Origin of the sequence: Couchioplanes caeruleus (assembly GCF_003751945.1) — a bacterium.
Classification (GTDB): domain Bacteria; phylum Actinomycetota; class Actinomycetes; order Mycobacteriales; family Micromonosporaceae; genus Actinoplanes; species Actinoplanes caeruleus.
On sequence record NZ_RJKL01000001.1, the window covers coordinates 6,396,998 to 6,418,425 of the forward strand.

A 21,428-nucleotide genomic window follows, 5' to 3' on the forward strand; every position below is an offset into this window, starting at 1 on the left:
CGGCGTCGGCCGCCGTTCCGTCGCCGTCACGCTGTGCCTCCCGTCGGCATGCCTTCGTGGCCCTCGCCGTCCTGGCCGTCGTTCCCCGCAGGCAGGAGGGGCTCGGTGCAGTCGGTCATGCCGCGGCCTCCTGCTCGGTGAGCTGGGAGAGCACGATCTCCCGGTAGGTCTGGTTGGTCGCCATCAGCTCGGCGTGGGTGCCGGTGCCCACCACCAGGCCGTCGTCGAGCACCACGATCCGGTCCGCGTCGCGGATGGTGCTGACCCGCTGCGCGACGATGACCACGGTCGCGTCCGCGGTTCGCCGGGCCAGCGCCGCCCGCAGCGCCGCATCGGTGGCGTAGTCGAGCGCCGAGAAGGAGTCGTCGAACAGGTAGATCTCCGGCCGGTGCACGAGCACCCGGGCGATCGCGAGCCGTTGCCGCTGACCGCCGGAGACGTTGGTGCCGCCCTGGGCGATCGGCGCGTCCAGGCCGCCGTCCATCCGCTCCACGAAGTCGCGCGCCTGCGCCACCTCCAGCGCTTCCCACAGCTCGTCGTCGCTGGCGTCCGGGTTGCCGTAGCGCAGGTTCGAGGCGACCGTGCCGGTGAACAGGTACGGCTTCTGCGGCACCAGCCCGACCGTCCGCGACAGCAGGCCGGGGTCGAGGTCGCGCACGTCGACGCCGTCCACCAGCACCGTGCCGCCGGTCGCGTCGAAGAGCCGCGGCACGAGGTGGAGCAGCGTGGTCTTGCCGGAGCCCGTACTGCCGATGACCGCGGTGACCTCGCCGGGACGGGCCCGCAGGCGTATCCCGGACAGCACCGGAGCCTCCGCGCCGGGATAGTGGAAGTCGACGTCGCGCAGCTCCAGGTGGCCGTGGTGGTCGAGCGTCGTGACGGGGATGGGCGCCACCGGCACCGATGGCTCGGTGCCGAGCACCTCCTCGATGCGCTCGGCGCACACGTCGGCGCGGGGGATCATCACGAGCATGAAGGTGGCCATCATGATCGCCATGAGGATCTGCATCAGGTAGCTGAGGAACGCGGTGAGCGCGCCGACCTGCATCGCGTCGTCGTCGATGCGGTGCCCGCCGAACCACAGCACGGCGACGCTCGAGACGTTCACGATGAGCATCACGGTGGGGAACATCAGCGCCATGAGCTTGCCGGCCCGCAGCGAGACATCGGTCAGCGCGTCGTTGGCGGTGCCGTACCGGGCCTGCTCGCGGTCGTCGCGGACGAACGCGCGGATCACCCGGATGCCGGCGATCTGCTCCCGCATGATCCGGTTCACCGTGTCGATGCGCGTCTGCATGCCGCGGAACAGCGGGCGCATGAAGGCGATCAGCACGACCACCACGATCAGCAGCAGCGGCACGATCACCAGGAGCAGACCGGAGAGCGGCATGTCCTCGCGCAGCGCGAGCAGGATCCCGCCGACGCACATGATCGGCGCCGAGACCATGAGCAGGAAGCCCATCAGCACCAGCATCTGCACCTGCTGGACGTCGTTGGTGACTCGGGTGATCAGCGAGGGCGCACCGAACTGGCCCACCTCGCGGGCGGAGAAGTCCATCACCCGGGAGAAGATCGCGGCCCGGATGTCCCGCCCGGCCCCCATGGCCGCCTGCGCGCCGAAGTACACCGCGGCGATCTGGGCGACGATCTGCACCAGCGTGACGCCGAGCATCGCGGCGCCGACCTCCAGCACGTAACCGGTGTCGCCGGGCACGACCCCCTCGTCGATGATGTCGGCGTTCAGGGCGGGCAGATAGAGCGTGGCGAGCGTCGCGACGAACTGGAAGAGCACGACCAGGAAGATCGATTTTCGGTACGGCCGCAGCCGCGTCCGCAGCAGTCGGATCAGCACCGGTCGTCACCCCGGCGATCGGTCCGGTGCGTGACGAGCAGCCCGTCGAGCAGGAGCGAGACCATCTCGTCGCCGTCGAAGCGCGCCGGGTCGCCGAACGGCCCGAAGGAATTGGCTCCGCAGAAGAGCAGAAGCAGCCGGGCGACCGTGCCCGGCGGGCGCCGTAGCAGGGCGGCGTCGGGCTCGATCAGGGCGGCGAGCGCGGAATGCAGCCGCTCGCGCCCCTCGGCCATCCGGGCGGCGGCGTCCGGATGGGCGTCCGAGGCGAACAGCAGCCGGCGGGCGCCCGCCATGAGATGAGCGTTGGCGCTGAACCGCTCGTTGATCAGGGTGGCCGCGCGGGCCAGCCGGTCGCGCAGCCCGGCGCCCGGGTCGATGGCCGCGATGGCGTCGACCGTGGGGCGCGGGTCGAGCGCGTGCATCAGGGCGGCCACGACCAGGGAGCCCTTGTCGGGAAAGACGCCGAAGATGGTGCCCTCGGCCACCCCGGCGGCCCGGGCGATCTGGCGGGTGCTGACGTCGAGCCCGCATTCGTGCAGCAGCGGAACGGTGGCGGCGATGAGTGAGGCCCGGCGGTCGTCGGGTGCCATGGCACGGACCCGTCGCCGCCGGACCTCACCGGATGGAGAAGTCACGCCGGAAGCTTAATGAGCGAGCGCTCACTCAGCTAGTGGAATTCACTCCTCCCGGCGCGCCGAAGCCAGGGCCGCCCGGGCGGCGGGCACGGCTCTGACTCGGTCTTCGGGGACCAGCCCCAGTCGGGTACGCCGGTCCAGCAGGTCGTCCTCCGTCAGCGCGCCCTCGTGGCGTACGGCGAAGAGCAGCTCCGCGCCGGTCACGTCGAGGCCCGGCGCGACCGGCCTGCGCAGCTCCGGATCCGCCTCGCCGAGCGCGTACACCGCCGGGGCCTCGGCGCCGTACCGCGCGATCAGCCGCGCCGGCGCGGGGATGCCGGCCAGCCGGCCGGGCGGCGCCGCGCCCACCAGCGGAGTGCGGGCGGTGCGGCACCGACCGGCGGACAGGCCCGCGTGGCGCACCGCGGCGTCGACCGCGTCGGCCGCCATCCGCCGGTACGTGGTCAGCTTGCCGCCGACCACGGTGGTGACGCCGCCGGGCGAGGTCAGCACCGCGTGGCTGCGGGACAGGTCGGCGGTGCGGTCGGCGCGTCCCGCCAGCAGCGGCCGCAGTCCGGCGAACCGGCCGACCACGTCCGCCTCGGTCACCGTGACGTCCAGCGCCGTGGCGAGCACGTCGAGCAGGAAGCCGACCTCCACCGCGCTGGGCTCCGGGACGTCGCTCACCGGGCCGTCGACCGGCTCGTCGGTGAGCCCGGCGTAGACGAGGCCGCCCGGCTGGGGCAGGGCGAAGACGAACCGGTTGGTCTCGCCCGGCACCGGGATGGTCAGCGCCGCCGTCGGGTGGCCGAGCGTGGCGGCACGCAGCACCAGATGCGTGCCGCGCGACGGGCGCAGCCGGACCGTCGGGTCGAGCTGCCCGGCCCAGACGCCGGTGGCGTTCACCACGGCGCGGGCCCGGATCTCATGATGCTCGCCGGTCAATGTGTCGCGGACGGTGGCACCCCGGCCGTGCAGCTCCTCGGCGGCGCAGTGGGTCAGGATGCGGGCGCCGAACCCGGCCGCGGTCCGGGCCAGCGCCACCACCAGCCGCGCGTCGTCGACGAGCTGGCCGTCCCACTGCATCAGGCCGCCGCGCAGCCCGTTGCGGCGCACGGCGGGTGCCAGGCGGCGCACCTCGGGAGCGGAGATCCGCCGGGAGCGGGGGAGCGCGGTGCTCGGGGTGCCGGCCGCGGCCCGCAGGGCGTCTCCCGCGGTGAAGCCCGTGCGCACCAGCCACTCGCGCGAACGCGGCACGAACGGAGTGAGCGGCAGCAGCATCGGCAGTGCGCTGACCAGATGCGGTGCCGTACGCCGCAGCAGCACGTGGCGTTCCGCGGCGCTCTCGTACGCCAGCGCGACGTGCCCGCCCGCGAGGTAGCGCAGTCCGCCGTGGACCAGCTTGGAGCTCCAGCGGGAGGTGCCGAAGGCGAGGTCGCCCGCGTCGACGGCGGCCACCGACAAGCCGCGGGAGGCGGCGTCCAGCGCGACGCCGGCGCCGGTGACGCCCAGGCCGACGACGAGCAGGTCGACCGTGGTGCCGCCGGAGAGTTCGGCCAGCTCGCGCAGGCGGCGGTCGGCGGAGAGCGAGGTGGCGCTCATGGCCGGAAGAACCGGTCGAGGAGCAGCCGCAGCTCGTCGTCGAGCCCGTCCTCGGTGACCTCGCCGTCGAGGCCGGCCGGCTCCAGCATGGTCCCGGCGGAGATGACGAACCCGTGCATCGCCAGGATGGCCGAGCGCGCGAGCAGCACCGGATCCTGCCGGCGCAGCGATCCGTCGGCCTCGCCCCCCTTGATCCAGCTCACCAGGTGGTCCAGGATGGCGTCCTGCACGCCGCCGCGCCGGTCGACCAGGTAGGGCACCAGCACCTCGGGGTCCAGCTCGACCACGCGGCGGAACATCGCGTGGCGCCGCAGTGCCCGGGCGCCGCGCACCAGGCCGTCGACGATGCGTTCGCGGGCGGTGTCGCCCTCGGCCTCGGCCTCGGCGTCGATCACCAGCGCGGTCCACTCGCGGGTCATCAGGTCGGCCATCAGGGTCGCCATGTCCGGCCAGCGCCGGTACATCGTCATGCGGGAGACGCCGGCCCTGCGGGCCACGTCGGTCAGCGTCGTGCGCCGCAGCCCGACGGCGAGCACGCATTCGCGGGCCGCGTCGAGCAGGGCGTCCTCCGCATTGTTACGCGCGGAGGGGCTGTTACGAGTTGACGTCATGTGTCACAGTGTAACGCATGACCACCTTCCGCTGGGGAGATCCCGCCGACGCCGTCACGCTGCCATCCGCGGTGCGCGACCTGCTCACGGCCGCACTGGGCGTGACCGGGCCGCGCCCGGCCGCCGAGCCCACGCTAGCCCCGCCCGCGCCGCTGCCCGGCTTCCCCGGACTCGACGTCAGCCCCGAGGCGCGCCTGCGCCACGCCGGTGGCATGTCGACCGAGGACCTGCTCATCGGCCGCTCCGGCGCGGTCCCGGACGCGCCCGACGGCGTCGCCCGGCCCACCACGCACGACGAGGTGCTCGAGGTGCTGCGGATCGCCGGTGAGCACCGGATCGCGGTCGTGCCGCACGGCGGGCGTACCTCGGTGGTCGGCGGTCTGCGCGCGGCCCGCGAGGGTTACGCGGGCGTCGTCGCCCTCGACCTGAGCGGCCTCGACCGGCTGGTCCGGCTGGACGAGACCTCGCGGACGGCGACCTTCGAGGCGGGCGTACCGGCCCCGCGGGCCGAAGAGCTGCTCAACGCCGAAGGATTCACCCTCGGCCACTTCCCGCAGTCGTTCGAGTTCGCCACCATCGGCGGCTTCGCGGCCACCCGTTCCAGCGGCCAGGCCTCCGCCGGGTTCGGCCGGTTCGACCAGATGGTCGTCGGCCTGCGCGCCGCCACCGGCGCGGGCACCCTCGACCTCGGCCGGGCGCCGCAGTCCGCGGCCGGCCCCGACCTGCGCCAGCTCCTGCTCGGCTCCGAGGGGGCGTTCGGCGTGGTCACCGAGGTGACCGTGCGCGTGCGCCCGCTGCGCGAGCTGCACTACACCGGCTGGAGCTTCCCGTCGTTCGAGGCCGGGATGCGCGCGGTGCGCTCGCTCGCCCAGGACGGGCCGCTGCCGGCGGTGCTCCGGCTCTCCGACGAGGCCGAAACCATGATCAACGCGGCGACCGGCGCGAGCGACGCCGGCGGCGGCTGCCTCGCGATCGTCGGCTGTTTCGAGGGCACGGACCCCTCCGACCGGCTCGCGGAATACGGGGGCGAGCCGCTCGGAGAGGCACCCGGCAAGGCCTGGGAGGCGGGCCGGTTCCGGGCGCCGTACCTGCGCGATGCGCTGCTGGACGCGGGCGCGCTCGCCGAGACCCTCGAGACCGCGACCTTCTGGGACCGGCTGCCCGAGACGTACGCCGCGGTCCGCGACGCCCTGGTCGGCGCCCTCGGCGACGGCGGGACGCCACCCATCGTCATGTGCCACATCTCGCACGTGTACGAGACCGGCGCGTCGCTCTACTACACCGTGGTGGCGGCGCAGTCCGAGGATCCCGTCGCGCAGTGGCGGGCGGCCAAGACGGCGGCCGGTGACGCGATCTCCGCCTCCGGCGCGACCATCACCCACCACCACGGCGTCGGCCGCGACCACCGTGCCTGGTACGCCACGGAGATCGGGCCGGTCGGCGTCTCGGTGCTGCACGCGGTCAAGCAGGCCACGGACCCGCACCACGTGCTGAACCCGGGGATCCTGCTCCCATGATCCGCGAAGCGTTCACGGCGGTGGTGAACCCGGCCGCCGGCTCGGGCTCCGCCGCGGCGACGATGATCGGACTGGCCCGGGCGCTGCGCGAGACCGGCGCCCGGGTGCAGGTCACGTATAGCCGCGGTCTGGAGCACGCCACCGAGCTGGCGGCCGCGGCGGCCGCGAGCGGGGACACCGTGCTCGCGGTCGGTGGCGACGGCATCGTCGGTGCAGTGGCCGCGGGCGTGCTCGGCACCGAGGTGGAGCTGGGCGTGGTGCCGGCCGGCCGGGGCAACGACCTGGCCCGGGCGGTACGGCTGCCCCGCGACGACGTGGCGGCGTTCGCCGCCGCCCTGCGGGAGAGCCCGAGCCGCCCGGTCGACGTCGCGATGGCCGGGGAACGCGTGGTCATCGGCAGCGTCTGCGCCGGCCTGGACGCGGCCGCCAACGACGCCGCCAACCGCTGGCGCCTGCCCCGCAAGCCGATCGCGTACCAGATCGCGGCGGTCGGCGTCCTCGCCCGCTGGCAGCCGATCACCTACGACCTGACCGTCGACGGGGTGCGGGAACAGTTGCGCGGCAACACCGTGGTGGTCGCCAACTGCGCCTTCTACGGCGGCGCGCTCAAGGTCGCCCCGGCGGCGGTTCTGGACGACGGCCTGCTGGATCTGGTGACGATCGGCGACCTCAACCGGCGCCGGCTGGTGCCCGTACTGACCGCCATGCGCCGCGGCGAGCACGTCACCATGCCGGGGATCGCCAGCCGCCCGATCCGCGAGGTCACCATCGCGACGGACCGCCCGACCCCGTTCTACGCCGACGGCGAGCGGCTGCCCGCGGGCCCGCTGACGGTCCGCGTCCGCCCGGCGGCGCTGCGCCTCATCGGCGCCTGAGCAGTCGTGGGTCGCCCTCCGCCAGGGGCGGCCCACGACGGGCGCCCGGACCGCGGCGCGCTCCGCGTCAGCCGACCTGCATACGTTCGTACAGTCCGCGCAGCGCGGTGCCGCCGGCCTGGCGGCGGGACCGGTCGAGCAGGACCAGGATGGTCTCCGCCAGCTCGGCCGACGTGCGCACGTGCTGCGGCGCGATCCGTTCCGCGGTGAGCAGGAAGCGGATCGCTTCGCGATCCCGTCCGCCGATGCGGGCCAGGGCCCGGGCGGTGTCGGCGTAGTAGAAGACCTGCCGGACGCCGACCGGGATCGCCGCCGGGTCGGTGCGCCGGGCGATCTCCACGACCAGGGCCGGGTCGCCGTGGTCGACCTCGATGCTCATCCGCCAGATGTTCACGTTGGTGGGACCGAAGAACATGCTCATCGTGTCGGTCTCGCCGGTACGACGGGCCAGCCCGGCCGCCTCGGTCAGCCAGTCCCGGCTGTCGTCGAGCCGCTGCCGGCACTGGCTGGCCAGCGCGGCGACGAGATGCAGACAGCCGAGCACCTCCGGCCCGCCGGGCCGATCGAGGTGCCGGCCCAGGTCGTCCACGGCTCGCTCGGCCAGCGTCTGTCCCCGCTGGTACGACCCGCAGGCGGTGGCCGCCCTCGCCAGCACGTACGCCGCGTCGCCTGGTGCAGGGCATCGGCCAGGGCGACGCTGCGGCCCAGCTCGGCCACCGGCGGCGCGGGCCCGGCCGGCGGCTCGGTCAGGTCGATGTCGACGAGGACCCGGCGCAGGGCGAGCACGCCGGCCCGGGCCGCCGCGGTCGCCCGGTCGGGAGCCGGCACCTCGGCGCCGGCCAGATCGGCCGGCGCGCACTCCAGCGCGCCGGCGATGGCCGCCAGCATGAACCGGTTGTCGGCCGCTTGGAGCCCCCGTTCGATACGACTCCAGGTGGCGTGCGAGACGCCGGCCCTGCTGGCGGCGTACCGGACGCTCCATCCGCGGAGAAGGCGGCGTGCGCGGATCCGTTCGCTGACCGCGGGATCCGCGCTCCGTCGTGGGGTCATGCGACCGACGGTAGCGCCGCCGCCGCAACGAGTGGTTCATCCCTGTACCACCGCGGCAGAGGGAGCGGCTCCTCAGCGGGTGGTGCGGTGCATGATGTGGCCGGTGGCGGTGAAGGCTTCGTTGCCGACCAGGGGGCCGGTTCTGGTCTCGGTGATCTCGAAGCCCTCCGCGCGGTAGAGCGCCAGCGCCGCCGGATTGCCCGCGAGGACGGTCACCTCGATCCGGTCGGCGCCGCAGGCGGCGATCGCGTGGCGCAGCAGGGCCCGGCCGACGCCCTGCCGGTAGCGGGCCGGGTCGACGTACAGCCAGGTGACCTCGTCGTCGTCGTGCGCCACGAAGCCGGTCACCGTCCCGGCGTCCTCGGCGACCCAGACGCGGCCGTCGAAGAGGCCCTCGCCCTCGGCGGTCTGCGCGAGGGTCAGGAAGGCCGCGACGCCCACGGAGTCGCGCAGTTCGTCGAGCCGCGCGGCGTCGTGGATGCGGGCGATCTCCGGCCAGTCGTCGTCCCGGTACGGCCTGATAAGCATCCGGTCATGATCGGACGAGTGTGCCGGGTCCGCATCCGAATTTCCGGCGAGCCGCCGAGCGTCAGGACAGGAACGAGCGGATCACGACGATGGCCAGGAAGACCACGATGAAGGCGAGGTCGATGCCGACGCCGCCGACGCGCAGCGGGGGCAGGATGCGGCGGACCGGGGCGAGGATCGGCTCCGTGAGGGCGTGGACCACCGCGGACAGCCGCGAGCGGAACGAACCGGGCAGGCTCGGGCCGGCCAGCGCGACGCTCCAGTCGAGGATCGCGCGCACGACCAGCAACAGTTGCACCAGCAGCAACAGCACGCTCACGACGGCGAGCAGGGATCCCATGGGCTACCTCCAGTCGGGGGGTCCTCCACTATGCGGGGCTTTGTTGTGAATTTGCTGAGGCTTCGGCGAGCACCCGCAGAGGCCGGCGCCGGCGGGCGGGCGGGACGGGCCGCCGGCGGATGATCCATTCGGCGACTGCCACGTTGATCACCCATCCGGCCAGCATGAGGAACGAGCGGGTGAAGGGGCTCGGCGTGCCCAGCGCCACCTGCCACGGCACGTGGGTGAGAACCTGGGTGCCGGCGCCCATGCCGATCGCGTACGCCCTGATCATCCACGCCTCGTGGGCCCGGAAGTCTCGCCGCCGGATCGCCGCGAAGCCCAGCAGGATCGCCGCGACCATGCCGCTGCCGAAGACGATCCGGTAGGCGTTGGTGGCCGCGTTGTCGCTGGCCGGCAGGTCTTGACCGGCCGTCATCCACAGACCGGACGCCGCCGCGAGCAGGCCGCACACCACCAGGATCCGTCCCGCGACGCGGTGCCATCGGGGCCGGCGCCGGCGCAGGCCCCGGGAGAACTGGAAGGCGCCGACGATGAGGTAGGGGACCGCCGTCAGAATGTGGATCGCCACCGGCAGCGGCAGGTCGGCGAACCGCGCAGGGGTCGACTCCGCTCCGGTGGCGAGCTGGGTCAGGCGCAGGGCGCCGGCGATCGAGGGCACGAGGGCGAGCACGACGAGTCCGGTGGGTGCGAGCCAGGTACGGGAAGCCATACGTCGATCCTCGCGGCGGACCGGCCCCGGTTCATCGCGGAAAAGGCCGGAGCGGGGCCGTGCCTCCGGCCGAGGCGCGAGCCGTACTTATGGCCGAGGCACCCGGCGGTTGTCGTACGCCCACATCGCGATCTCCACCCGGTTCCGGGCGCCGAGCTTGGTCATCAGGCTGGCGATGTGCGTCTTCACCGTGCTCAGGCTGATGTGCAGCTCCTCGGCGATCTCGCTGTTGGTGCGGCCGGTCGCGACGGTCAGCAGCACCTGCTCCTCGCGTTCGGTCAGCGGGTCGACGGGCTGCCGGGGCGTCCCGGCGGGCCCGGCGCCGGCGAAGGTCCGCAGCAACCGCGCGGTGATGCTCGGCGCGATCAGCGCGTCCCCCTCGGCGGCGGCCTGCACGGCCTGGGCGAGCAGCGCGGCGCCCGCCTCCTTGAGCAGGAAGCCGCGGGCGCCCGCGCGCAGCGCCGCGTACACCAGCTCGTCGAGGTCGAAGGTGGTGATGACCACGACGGCGAGGGGGTCGGCGACGCCCGGGCCGGCGAGCAGTTTGGTCGCCTCGATGCCGTCCATGCCGGGCATGCGGATGTCGAAGAGGCAGACGTCGGGGCGCAGCCGCCGGGCGAGCTCCACGGCCTGGCTGCCGTTGGCGGCCTCGCCCACCACGGTGATGCCGGGGTGGGTGTTGAGCAGCATCGTCAGCCCCGTACGGACGATCTCCTGGTCGTCGGCGACGACGACGCGGATGCTCATGCGCCTGTGCCGGAGCGGGGCAGGGTGGCGGTGACGGTCCAGCCGCGGCCCGGGCCGGGGCCCGCCGCGCAGATGCCGCCGAGCAGGCCGGCGCGTTCCACCATGCCGGCGATCCCGTACCCGGCCGGTCCCTGGCCGGTCCCGCCGTCGCCGTCGTCGCTGACCCGAAGATGTACGGCGTCCGCGTCGGCGTCGACGCGCACCTCGATGCGGCGCGCGTGCCGGGCGTGCCGCCGGGCGTTGGTCACGGACTCCTGGGCCAGGCGGTAGACCGCGGCGTCGACCGAGGGTGCCACGTCCGCCACGTCGCCGGTGATCTCGACGGCCACCTCGGCCCCGCCGCGGCCGCGCCCGGCGAAGTCCGTCACGTCGCGGATGCCCGGGCTGGGCGCGAGGTCGGCGGGTTCGCCGCGGCGCAGGACGCGGACCATCGCCCGCATCTCGGCGAGCGCCCGCGCCGCCTCCGCCTCGATGAGCCGCAGCGCGTCGGCCGCCGCGCCGGGGTCGGCCGCCGAGGTGGCCAGCCCGGCCTGCGCCCGGATCGCCATCGCCGACACGTGGTGCGCGACGGTGTCGTGCAGGTCGCGGGCGAGCCGCTCGCGTTCGCGCAGCCGCACCCCGTCGAGCTCCCGCTGCCGGGCCCGGGACCGGTAGCGGAACGCCAGGCCCAGCGCGGTGACGGTGGGCAGGACGGCGAGCCCGGCCAGGGCGTCCTCGAGCTCGGCCGGGCCGACGGCGAACCAGACCAGGATCTTGATGGCGATGATCGTCGACCCGAGCGTGATCTCCCGCCCGGAACCCCACCGGACCAGCGCGTACGGCAGGAAGAGCAGGTATGCCGTGGCGTAACTCTCCGCACCGGCACCGCCGGTGACCAGCGGGAACAGGGTCGTCGCGCCGAACGCCACCGCGACCGCCGGCAGCGGCCGGGTCCGCCGCCACAGCAGGGTCGGCAGCAGCGCGAGCAGCAGCGCGGTGGTGGGGATCCTGGCCGGCAGTTCGGGGCGCAGCAGCGCCTCGACCGGGATGAGGACCGCCAGGACCGCGACCAGCGCCCAGTCGCGCCACACCCGGGCGGGTGCCGCGGGAGGACGCGGTTCGTCCCACACGGAGCGGAGAAGGTGCACGCGCCGATCGTACGGACCCTGCGGGGATCGGTCAGTAGCGGAAGCGGTTGACCAGTGTCTGCAGGTCGTGTGCCATCGTGCTGAGTTCCGTCGCCGGCGTACGGGCTCGGTTCGAAGGCACGGGTGCGCGCGCGGCGGTCGGGTCACCGCGGGATGGTCCGGTCCTTGAGTGGATCTTCGGATTCGGCCTAGGCTCGGGGGGTCATGACATTGAAACGTTTAAATCAGTGACTCGCTCCCGAGGAGAGCCGCATGGCCCGAACCGCGACCGGCAGGACGGCGACAGCCGTCCTCGCCGCGATAGTCGCGCTCCCGCTGTCCACCGTCCCCGCCGCCGCCCGCCCCGCCGACAGCATTGAAACGCTCACCGGGGCGCACTGGATCTGGTTCCCCGAAGGGGAGCCCGCCACGTCCACGCCCGCCGCCACCCGCTATCTGCAGCGGGTGTTCACCGCGCCGGCCGGTCCGCACACCGAGGCCGGACTCGTCGTCACCGGCGACGACACCGTCGACGTCTGGCTCAACGGCACCTGGCTCGCCGGCTCGCCGCGGGCCGCCGACTCCTGGAAGAAGGCGCTGTCCGTCGACCTCGCCGCGGCGCTCGCCCCGGGCGCCAACACCCTCACCGTCGCCGCCCGCAACACCGGCGGCCCGGCCGGCGTCCTCGGCCGCCTGCGGGTCGCCTCGGCCCAGGGCGCCGTGGAGCTCACCACCGACGGCTCCTGGTCGGCCGCCGACGCCGTACCCCAGCGCTGGGTGCCCGCCAAGGACCTCGGGACGTACGGGAGCGGGCCGTGGCGCCGCGACGTCGCGCTGCCCGAGCCCGGCGCGGCCTCCCCGGTCACGGCCGGTGGGCTCACCACCGAGCGCCGGAAAGACCCGGTGGGCATCGACGCGGCGAAGCCGCGCTTCGGCTGGCGGCCGGACTCCGCCGCGAAGGGCCAGGCCCAGGGCCGCTACCAGGTCACCGTGGGCACGAACCCGGGCGCGGCCGACGTCTGGGACAGCGGCCAGGTCGCATCGCGGCAGTCGGTCGACGTCGCGTACGGCGGCCCCGCGCTGGCACCCGGCCGCACCTACCACTGGCGCGTCCGGATCTGGGACGCCCAGGGACGCCCCGGCCCGTGGAGCGCACCGGCCCGCTTCGACACCGCGCTCGCAAGCTGGCAGGCCGACTTCATCGGTGCGCCCGGCACCGCGGGCCTGACCGGGGCATCCTGGATCTGGTATCCCGAGGGCGATCCCGCGGCCTCCGTGCCGGCGGCCACGCGCTACTTCCGGCGTACGGTCGACATCGCCACGCCCGGATCCACCACCCTGGTCGTGACCGGCGACGACACGGCGGACGTCTGGGTCAACGGGACGCCGGTCAGCGCCTCGCGGCGGTTCACCGACTCGTGGAAGCGCGCGACGACCGTGGATGTCACCGCGCAACTCAGAGCGGGCGCCAACACCATCGCCATCGCCGCCTCCAACACCGCCACCGGGCCGGCCGGGGTCATCGCCAAGCTGCAAGGGGCGGTGACGACCGGCACCGACGCCGCGTGGAAGGCGGCGCAGGACGCGCCGGCCGGCTGGGAACGCCCCGGCTTCGACGACGCCGCCTGGCCCGCCGCCCGGATCGCCGCCGCCTACCGGGCCGGGCCGTGGGGCGACCAGGTCGTCGTCGCCAACCCGGCGCCGCGGCTGGCCAAGACGTTCGACATCGGCAGGCCCGTGACCCGGGCCCGGCTCTTCGCGACCGCCCTGGGACTGCACGAGACCTACCTGAACGGCACCAAGGTGAGCGCGGAACGGCTCGCTCCGGGCTGGACCGACTACACCAAGCGCCTGCAGTACCGAGGCTACGACGTGACCGCGGCGCTGAAGCCCGGGGCCAACACGCTCTCCGCGCTGCTGGGCAACGGGTGGTATTCCGGCAGCCTCGGCATGGGCGGCAGCCGGCGATACGGCACGTCGCCCTGGTACTCGGCCCAGCTTCTCGTCGAGTATGCGGACGGCACGCGCGCCGACGTACGTACGGATGCGTCCTGGACGGCCACCACCAGCCCGATCGTCTCCGATGACCTGTATCACGGCGAGGATCACGACGCCCGCGTCGCGGGTGGCACCGCGCGGGCCGTGACCGTGCGCAGCGGGTCGCTGCCCCGGCTGGTCGCCCAGGTCGACCCGGGCGTGACCGTGCAAACCGAGCTGCGCCCGGTGCGGCTCACCCAGCCGAAGCCGGGCGTGTGGATCGCCGACCTCGGCCAGAACTTCGCCGGCTGGAACCGCCTGCGGGTCGACGGCCCGGCCGGCACGAGGGTGACCCTGCGCCACGGCGAGATCCTCAACGCCGACGGCACCCTCTACACGGCGAACCTGCGCGCGGCCCAGCAGACCGACACCTTCACCCTCGCCGGCGGCGGGCCGGAGACCTTCGAGCCGCACTTCACCGTGCACGGCTACCGCTATGTGGAGTTGACCGGCTTCCCGGGCACACCGACGGCGGACAGCCTGACCGGGCTCGCCGCCTGGACCGACGGTGCGGAGACCGGCACGTTCACGACCTCCGACCCGCTGGTGAACCGGGTGCAGAGCAATATTCTCTGGGGCGCCCGCTCCAACATGCTGTCGATACCCACCGACTGCCCGCAGCGCGACGAGCGGCTGGGATGGACCGGCGACATCGCGGCCTTCGGTGCCACCTCCACCTTCAACTTCGACACCCGCGGGCTGCTCGACAAGTTCGCCACCGACATGGTGGACGCGCAGCGCGCCGACGGCGCCTTCACCGACGTGGCGCCGGACGTGCTCGGGGGAGCCGGGAAGGCCGGCTGGGGCGACGCGGGCGTCATCGTCCCGTACGTGCTCTGGCAGCGCTACGGCGACCTCGCCGCCGCCGACCGGCACTTCGACGCGATGGCCCGCTGGGTCGACTACCTGCGGGCCACCGCGGGCGCCGACCTCATCCGCAACCGCGACACGTACGGCGACTGGCTCAACGTCAACGATCCCACCGCCAACGACATCACCAGCACGGCGTTCTTCGGCTGGTCGGCGCGGCTGGTCTCGCGGATGGCGTCGGCGACCGGGCGCACCGACCAGGCGAGTTCCTACGGCGACCTGGCGGACCGGATCGGGGCCGCGTTCACCCGCCGGTTCGTCGCCGCCGACGGCACGGTCCGCGGCGACAGCCAGACCGGCTACGTGCTCGCGCTGGCCTTCGGGCTCGTCCCGGCGGACCGGACGCAGGCGGTGGCCGACAAGCTGGCCGCGAAGGTGGCGTCCCGCGACGGCCACCTCTCCGTCGGGTTCATGGGCGTGGAGAACCTGCTCCCGGTCCTGGCCGGGCACGGGCACCTCGACACGGCGTACCGGATTCTGCAGCAGCCGGACTATCCCGGCTGGGGCTACATGAACTCCCGGGGTGCGACCACCATCTGGGAGCGCTGGGACGGCATCCGGCCGGACGGCACGCTGCAGGACCCTGGCATGAACTCCTTCAACCACTACGGCCTCGGGTCGGTCGGCGACTGGCTCTACCGCAGCGTCGGCGGGCTCGCCCCGGCGGCACCGGGCTACCAGCGGCTGCTGATCGCGCCGAAACCCGGCGGCACGCTCACGGCCGCGACCACGTCGCTCATCACCGGGTACGGCGAGACGCGGACACAGTGGACCAGAAGTGGAGGCAGGCTGACCTTGACCGTGGTGGTGCCGCCGAACACGACCGCGACGATCGAGGTGCCCGCGTCCTCGCCCACCGCGGTCACCGCCCCGGCCGAGGCGGTGCCGCAGGGCTTCGCCGCGGGTGCGGCGTCGTACGCGCTCGGCTCCGGCTCGTACACCTTCACGGCCGGCTGACCGGCGGCCGGGCCGTCAGGCAGGGTAGGACGAGGCCTCGGTGGCCTTGAGGCTCGCCCACACCTGACGGCCCGGTGCCAGGCCGAGTTGGACCGCGGCGGCGGGCGTGACATCGGCGGCGACCGCGACCGGGCCGCTCAGCTCGATGCGCAGCGCGTCGCCGTGCCGGGCCACCGTGCCCACCGTCGCCGGCCACGTGTTGCGCGGACTGCCCTCCGGGCGGACCGCGTAGAGCGCGACGGCCGCCGGCGGGAACGCCACGAACACCTCGCCGGTCTGCGGCGTGGCCGTGGTGAGGGCGAAGTCGGCGGTGACCCGGACCAGAGTTCCCTCCGCGTGGCCGCGATAGAGGTTGAGGCCGACCAGCCGGGCCACGTAGTCCGTGCGCGGCGCCGACGTCACCGACGCGGCGTCGCCGGTCTGCACCACCCGGCCGTCCTCGAGGATGACCAGCCGGTCGGCGAGCATCATCGCGTCCAGCGGGTCATGGGTGACCAGCACGGTCGGTCCTTCGTGCGCGCTCAGATGGCCGCGCAGGTGGGTGCGGGTCTCCACGCGCGTCCGTGCGTCCAGCGCGGCGAGCGGCTCGTCGAGCAGCAGCAGCTCGGGCTCGGTGGCCAGGGCTCGGGCCAGCGCCACCCGCTGTGCCTGCCCGCCGGACAGCTCCCTCGGCTTGCGGCCGGCGTGCCCGGCCAGAGCGACGCGGTCGAGCAGGACGGCCGCCCGCTGCCGCGCGGCAGCCCGGGAGACGCCGCGGCAGCGCGGCCCGAAGGCCACGTTGTCCAGCGCGGACAGATGCGGGAAGAGCAGATAGTCCTGGAAGACCACGCCGATGCGACGGTGCTCCGGCGCGGTGGAGTGCCCGGCCGCCGGATCCTCGAGGCGGCGCCCGTTCAGCGCGATGTGCCCCTCGTCGAGGCCGGTCAGCCCGGCCAGCGCCCGCAGCGCGGTGGTCTTGCCCGCGCCGTTCGGCCCGAGCAGCGCCACGACCTCGCCCGGCGCCGCCGTCAGCGTCGCGTCCAGGGTGAACCCCGGCCGCCGCACGACCAACCTCGCATCCAGAGTCACGCCGCACCCGCCCGGTGGTCGCGTCGCGGGGCGCTCGTCCCGGCGGTCACGTCGCACCCGCCCGGTGGTCGCGTCGCGGGGCGCTCGTCCCGGCGGTCACGTCGCACCCAGCCAGCGATCGCGCAGGGCCGCGAGGATCGCCACGGAGACCACGAGCAGCACCAGGCTGAGCACGATCGCGGCGTCGATGTCCTGCTCCAGGGCGAGGTAGACGGCGAGCGGCATGGTCTGCGTACGCCCAGGGAAGTTGCCCGCGAACGTGATCGTCGCCCCGAACTCGCCGAGCGCCCGGGCCCAGCACAGCACGGCGCCGGCCGCCACCCCCGGCGCGATCAGCGGCAGCGTGACCCTGCGGAAGGCCGTCCACCGGCCGGCGCCCAGCGTCGCCGCCGCCTCCTCGTAGCGGGCGTCCGCGCCCCGCAGCGCACCCTCGACACTGATCACCAGGAAGGGCATCGCGACGAACGCCTCCGCCAGCACCACCCCGGTTGTGGTGAACGGCAGGGTGACGCCGAACGCCGCGTCCAGCCACTCACCGACCAGGCCGCGGCGGCCGAAGACCAGCAGCAGCGCGACGCCGCCGACCACCGGCGGCAGCACCAACGGCACGGTGACCAGCGCCCGCACGATCCGCCGGCCCGGGAAGGTGGTCCGGGCCAGCACCCACGCCAGGGGTACGCCGAGCAGCAGGCACACGCCGGTCGCGAGGCTGGCGGTGAGCAGCGACAGCCGCAGGGCCGCCAGGACCCCGGGCTCGGTCAGGCGCTGCGGCAGCGTCTGCCACGGCGCCCGGATCAGGAGGCCGGCCAGGGGCAGCACGAGGAACGCCAGCCCGGCGATCGCGGGGATCGCCAGGACCAGCGGGGCGCGTCGGCGGAGGCGGCTCAGGGCTTCTGGAACCCTGCGTCGGCCAGCATCTTCTGGGCCTGCGGCGTCTGCACGAACGTCACGAACGCGCTCGCGCCGGACGGGTTTGGGGCGTTCGCCAGCGCGATGATCGAGTAGTCGTTCAGCGCCGAGGCCGACTCGGGGAACTCCACCCCGTCCACGTCCGCGGCGGCCGCGTGGGCGTCCGTACGGTAGACCAGCGCCGCATCCACCTCGCCCAGCTTGACCTTGGCGAGCGCGGCCCTGACGTCCTGTTCCTGGGTCACCGGGGTGACGGCGGCGCCGGCCGCGGCCAGCGCCTTCTTCGCGGCGGCGCCGCACGGCACCTGCTCGGCGCAGAGCGCCACCTTGACCTCCGGCTTCGCGAGCGCGGCGAGCGAGCTGACCCCCTTCGGGTTGCCCTTCGGTACGGCGATGACGAGCTGGTTGCGCGTGAACGTCACCGCGGTGCCGGTGCCGTCGCCGGCGTCTACGACCGTCTTCATGGTCGCGGGGCTCGCCGCCGCGAAGACGTCCGCCGGGGCGCCCGAGGTGATCTGCTGCGCCAGGCCGGAGCTGCCGCCGTACGAGAAGGTGACGTCCACGCCGGGGTTCAGCCGCTCGAAGAGGACGGCGATCTTGTCGAACGACTCGGTCAGCGACGCCGCGGCGAGCACCGTCACCCTGCCGGTGTTCGCGCCGCCGGGTGCCGCGCCCGAGGGCGAGCCGTTCGCCGGCGCATCGGCGGCGTCGCCGCATCCACCGGTCGCCAGCACCGCCGCCAGCGCGACGGCCGCCATCGCGCGTGCCCTCATCTGTCGTCCCCTCGCTCCACGACCACCGTCGTGGACTTGATCACGGCCACCGCCACGGACCCGACCTCGAGGCCCAGGTCTTCAACGGCTTCCCGGCTCATGAGTGACACCACCCGGAACGGACCCGCCTGGAGGTCCACCTGCGCCATCACGGAGTCCCGGGCGATGGCGGTGACGATGCCGCGCAACCGGTTGCGCGCCGAGGACCGGCGCGCCCCCGGGCCGGGCTCGTCGGCCGGCGCCCGCGCGAACGCGGCGAGGTCGGCCCCGGCGATGCTCCGGTGCCCGTTGCCGTCTCGGACCGCGACGAGCCGGCCCGAGTCCACCCAGCGCCGCACGGTGTCCACGCTGACCCCGAGCAGCTCGGCCGCCTCACCGATCCGGTACGTCGCCACGCTCGGAGCATAGACCTCGCAACTGCGAGGTTAAACGCCGGCAATTCCTCGCTGATGCTTTCCACCTTCCGCAGGAAGGGCCTTGTGCATCTCGGCGCGGAAGGGAAACCTAAGAGGTGCCTCCTGCGCCGGAAGGGGTACAGACCCTCCCATGACAGTCCGCGACGCACGCCCGAGGTTGGCCGACCCCGGTCGCGACATCGCCGTGCGCAACGCCCGCCCGGTGCCCGTGCGGGCCCCCGACGGCGCGGCCGACCTGCCGCGCTACCTGGGCGCCCTGCGCCGGCTGTCCGACGCCGACGACCTCGCCGTCGCGTACGCGGGCTGCACCCTGGCCGTGGAGGTCGCCGGTCGCGAGGGCGCGGCGGCCGGTCTCGTCATGGCGTACTCGGAGCGCAGCTCGTCGGCCCGCCGCCTGGGCGACCTCGCCGGGGCGCGCGCCGACGCGGAGGCCGCCGCAGAGCTGCTGCAGGTCTCCGGTGCCGAGCCGGACGGCGCCACCGCCGCCCTGCTGACGGCCCGCCGGATCGCGGTCCGGCTGGACCTCGGCGAGCTCGAATCGGCGGACGCCCTCCTCGCCGCCACGCCCTTCGGTGGCGACCTGCCCGACGAAGGCGAATATCTGCTGCTGCGCTACACCCGCGGCCGGTTGCACGCCGCATCCGCCCGGCCCGGCGAGGGACTCGCGGACCTCTACCGCTGCGGGGAACGGGTGGCCGCCCGCCGCTCGGACCATCCGGGCGTCCTGCCCTGGCGCTCGGCCGCCGCGACCGTCCTGGCCGGACTGGGCGCGGCCGAGGCGGCGGAGCGGCTCGTCGCGGAGGAGGTCGCCCTGTCCCGCCGGCACGGCCTGGCGTCGGCGCTCGGGCGGGCGCTGCGGATCCAGGGCCGGGTGCGCCCGGGCCTGGCCGGCAAGGAGTCCGCCGAGGAAGCGGTCCGGGTGCTGCAGGGTACGCCGCGCCGCTTCGAGCTGGCGTCGGCGCTGGTCGACCTCGGCGGCCTGCTGAACCTGGCCCGCCGGCGCCCCCAGGCCCGGCGGGTGCTGCGCGAGGGTCTCGAACTGGCCGAGGAGTGCGGCTCGCCCGAACTGGTCGACCGCGCCCGCGGCTACTACGCCGGACGCTCGCCGGCCAGCTAGGCCGCCCTGGGAATCGCGTTCGAGGTCCGGCCCGGCACGGGCCACAGCCCGGTGGCCGCGGGCGTGCTGTCGAGGTGGTCGGCGGCGAGGCTTCTAGGCGCGGCGCCACTTCTGGTTGAGGGTGCCGGCGCAGTCCCAGAGCTGGAGGCGGGCGCCGTCGGCGCCGTTCCAGTCCTTGATGTCGACGCACTTGTCGGCCTGCGGGTTGACGAGGTCGCCGACGGCCGAGAGGACGAACTGCTGGGCGGGATTGCCGCTGCAGCCGACGATCTGGATGACCGCGCCGTTGGCCGTGGAGCCCCAGGCGACGTCCATGCACTTGTTGTTCGAGGTCTGCAGGGTGCCGTTGACGAACGTCCACCGCTGCGCGCCCGTGCCGTTGCAGTTCCACATCTGCAGGGGTACGCCGTCCGAGAAGTCGGAGTTCGGCACATCGACGCACTTGTTGTTCCAGTTGCTGACGACCGCGCTCGTGCCGCCACCACCGCCGCTCGTGGTCAGGGCGAGGCCGTACACGCCGAGGATCTCGTTGACCGGCTGGAACCACATGGTGCCGCCGGTCGAGCAGTTGCCGGTGCCGCCCGAGGTGACGCCCTGAGCCTGGTTGCCGGAGATCCAGGAGCCGCCGGAGTCGCCCGGTTCGGCGCAGGCGTTGCTGCGGGACAGCCCGGAGACGGCGCCCTGGGCGTACACGATGGTCTCGTTGCGGCCCAGGATCGTGCCGCAGCGCCAGCCGGTCGTGCGGCCGGAGCGGCAGACCGAGCTGCCGATCGCGGCCTCCTGCGATCCGGCGACCGTCACGTTGCCGCCCGCATGGTTGTTGACCCACGGCCGTGGCGTCCAGTCGGCGTTCGTACGGATCCACCCATAGTCGTTGCCCGGGAAGGAGGATCCGGCAAAGGTGCCCTGCGCCACGTTGTTGTAGCCGAGCGTGGGGCTGTTCACGCCGCCGCAGTGCCCGGCGCTGACGAAGCCCCCGGCGACCGCGAAGCCCACCGAGCACAGGGTGTTGCCGTTGATGACGTACTGGTCGCCGCCGCGGATGTCGTACACCGGCCGTGGCCGTTCGGCGGTCTCGACCACGGTGATCGGGCCGGCGCCGCTGGCGGCGGCGAACGTCCGTGCCCGGGCCGATGCGCCGGGCTTCGCCAGAACGACCAGGCGGTTGGCCGCGGTGTCGACATACCAGCCGCGGATCGCCGTGCCGTCGGCCCGCGCGGCGTGGCGATCCAGCTTGGCGCGGGCGGCGGCCAGGTCGGCGTCGCCGCGGCGGACCACGACGGGTACGGCGCCCTCGGCGCGGACGATCGGCGCCCGGGCGGCGTCCGTGACCGCGACGGTGAGCCGCTCCGCTCCGGCGGCGATCCACGCGCCGCCGAACGTGGCGCCGAGCCGGGCGCGCAGCCGCCGCTCGATGACCGGGGCGGCGGCCTCCGTGGCCAGACGTGCGGCGATCCGGTCGTCGGTGAGCCCGAGGTCGCGGCGCAGCGCCGCCACCATGCCGGGGGCCAGGCCGGACAGGGGTGCCGCGGCCAAGTCGGACGAGGGTGCCGCGGCCCGGCCGGACAGGGGTGCCACGGCCGGCGCGGCGGAGGTGCGGGTGTCGGCGGCGAGGCTCGGAAGGGGCAGGAGGCCGGCGGCGGTGAGCGCGGCGGCGGTGACGCCGAGCGCCTGGATGGCACGGGACATGAGGGATTCCTTCCGCTGATCCGGGGGAGCCGGGGAAG

Annotated in this window: 18 protein-coding genes and 1 pseudogene; 4 read left to right on the forward strand and 15 right to left on the reverse strand. The window is 74.2% G+C overall.

Annotated features, from left to right (window positions below; all coding sequences use genetic code 11):
* Positions 1-115: 115 nt before the first annotated feature.
* The 4 genes from EDD30_RS28780 to EDD30_RS28795 are packed head-to-tail and all read right to left on the reverse strand — an operon-like array spanning position 116 to position 4,679.
* Positions 116-1,852, reverse strand: a complete 1,737-nt coding sequence (locus EDD30_RS28780; RefSeq protein ID WP_071809442.1) for an ABC transporter ATP-binding protein — start codon at positions 1,850-1,852, stop codon at positions 116-118.
* A complete protein-coding gene (locus tag EDD30_RS28785) occupies positions 1,846-2,487 on the reverse strand; it encodes a TetR/AcrR family transcriptional regulator (protein ID WP_244945437.1) in 642 nt (213 codons plus the stop codon). The genes EDD30_RS28780 and EDD30_RS28785 overlap by 7 nt, the downstream gene beginning before the upstream one ends.
* Before the next feature lie 42 nt (positions 2,488-2,529).
* Entirely contained in the window at positions 2,530-4,068 is a 1,539-nt protein-coding gene (locus tag EDD30_RS28790; protein ID WP_123678558.1) for a glycerol-3-phosphate dehydrogenase/oxidase, read from the reverse strand.
* Positions 4,065-4,679: a TetR/AcrR family transcriptional regulator gene (locus tag EDD30_RS28795; protein WP_071807893.1), complete on the reverse strand. Its 615-nt coding sequence runs from the start codon at positions 4,677-4,679 to the stop codon at positions 4,065-4,067. The genes EDD30_RS28790 and EDD30_RS28795 overlap by 4 nt, the downstream gene beginning before the upstream one ends.
* 17 nt (positions 4,680-4,696) lie before the next feature.
* On the opposite strand from EDD30_RS28795, the gene EDD30_RS28800 reads away from it, so the two are divergent.
* Positions 4,697-6,196: an FAD-binding oxidoreductase gene (locus EDD30_RS28800; RefSeq protein WP_071807892.1), complete on the forward strand. Its 1,500-nt coding sequence runs from the start codon at positions 4,697-4,699 to the stop codon at positions 6,194-6,196.
* Positions 6,193-7,071 (forward strand): diacylglycerol/lipid kinase family protein, encoded by an 879-nt coding sequence (locus tag EDD30_RS28805; RefSeq protein WP_071807891.1) that lies wholly within the window; start codon positions 6,193-6,195, stop codon positions 7,069-7,071. The genes EDD30_RS28800 and EDD30_RS28805 overlap by 4 nt, the downstream gene beginning before the upstream one ends.
* Positions 7,072-7,536: 465 nt before the next feature.
* Here the strand turns inward: EDD30_RS28805 and EDD30_RS40955 are convergent, their stop codons facing one another.
* The 6 genes from EDD30_RS40955 to EDD30_RS28835 all read right to left on the reverse strand — a co-directional run bounded on the left by EDD30_RS40955 (position 7,537) and on the right by EDD30_RS28835 (position 11,575).
* Complete coding sequence (locus EDD30_RS40955; protein ID WP_244945438.1) at positions 7,537-8,121, reverse strand: helix-turn-helix domain-containing protein; 585 nt, start codon at positions 8,119-8,121, stop codon at positions 7,537-7,539.
* 72 nt (positions 8,122-8,193) lie between these two features.
* Positions 8,194-8,649, reverse strand: coding sequence for a GNAT family N-acetyltransferase (locus EDD30_RS28815; RefSeq protein WP_071807890.1), 456 nt, complete (start codon positions 8,647-8,649; stop codon positions 8,194-8,196).
* Positions 8,650-8,710: 61 nt separating this feature from the next.
* Complete coding sequence (locus EDD30_RS28820) at positions 8,711-8,989, reverse strand: YggT family protein (RefSeq protein ID WP_071807889.1); 279 nt, start codon at positions 8,987-8,989, stop codon at positions 8,711-8,713.
* Between the two features lie 28 nt (positions 8,990-9,017).
* Complete coding sequence (locus tag EDD30_RS28825) at positions 9,018-9,701, reverse strand: DUF2306 domain-containing protein (protein WP_071807888.1); 684 nt, start codon at positions 9,699-9,701, stop codon at positions 9,018-9,020.
* Positions 9,702-9,788: 87 nt separating this feature from the next.
* Positions 9,789-10,448, reverse strand: coding sequence for a response regulator (locus tag EDD30_RS28830; RefSeq protein ID WP_071807887.1), 660 nt, complete (start codon positions 10,446-10,448; stop codon positions 9,789-9,791).
* The gene (locus EDD30_RS28835) at positions 10,445-11,575 is read right to left on the reverse strand and encodes a sensor histidine kinase (protein WP_123678559.1); all 1,131 of its coding nucleotides are present in this window, start codon (positions 11,573-11,575) and stop codon (positions 10,445-10,447) included. The genes EDD30_RS28830 and EDD30_RS28835 overlap by 4 nt, the downstream gene beginning before the upstream one ends.
* A 252-nt stretch (positions 11,576-11,827) precedes the next feature.
* Between EDD30_RS28835 and EDD30_RS28840 the strand changes: the two genes are divergently transcribed.
* Positions 11,828-15,418, forward strand: coding sequence for a family 78 glycoside hydrolase catalytic domain (locus EDD30_RS28840; RefSeq protein ID WP_071806834.1), 3,591 nt, complete (start codon positions 11,828-11,830; stop codon positions 15,416-15,418).
* 15 nt (positions 15,419-15,433) lie between these two features.
* Here EDD30_RS28840 and EDD30_RS28845 read toward each other — a convergent pair whose 3' ends face one another.
* From EDD30_RS28845 to EDD30_RS28860, 4 genes and pseudogenes are all read right to left on the reverse strand, one after another.
* Positions 15,434-16,486, reverse strand: coding sequence for an ABC transporter ATP-binding protein (locus tag EDD30_RS28845; protein WP_071806833.1), 1,053 nt, complete (start codon positions 16,484-16,486; stop codon positions 15,434-15,436).
* Positions 16,487-16,582: 96 nt separating this feature from the next.
* A complete protein-coding gene (locus EDD30_RS28850; protein ID WP_071806835.1) occupies positions 16,583-17,374 on the reverse strand; it encodes an ABC transporter permease in 792 nt (263 codons plus the stop codon).
* A complete protein-coding gene (modA, locus tag EDD30_RS28855) occupies positions 17,371-18,168 on the reverse strand; it encodes a molybdate ABC transporter substrate-binding protein (protein ID WP_071806832.1) in 798 nt (265 codons plus the stop codon). Before modA ends, EDD30_RS28850 begins: the two co-directional genes overlap by 4 nt.
* Positions 18,165-18,569 (reverse strand): annotated as a pseudogene (locus tag EDD30_RS28860) (TOBE domain-containing protein); the annotation flags it as partial. The pseudogene EDD30_RS28860 and the gene modA, both read right to left, overlap by 4 nt.
* A gap of 145 nt (positions 18,570-18,714) precedes the next feature.
* Between EDD30_RS28860 and EDD30_RS28865 the strand changes: the two are divergent.
* A complete protein-coding gene (locus tag EDD30_RS28865; RefSeq protein ID WP_148088160.1) occupies positions 18,715-19,701 on the forward strand; it encodes a hypothetical protein in 987 nt (328 codons plus the stop codon).
* A gap of 93 nt (positions 19,702-19,794) precedes the next feature.
* On the opposite strand, the gene EDD30_RS28870 is transcribed toward EDD30_RS28865, so the two are convergent.
* A complete protein-coding gene (locus EDD30_RS28870) occupies positions 19,795-21,390 on the reverse strand; it encodes a ricin-type beta-trefoil lectin domain protein (protein ID WP_071806374.1) in 1,596 nt (531 codons plus the stop codon).
* Positions 21,391-21,428: the final 38 nt, after the last annotated feature.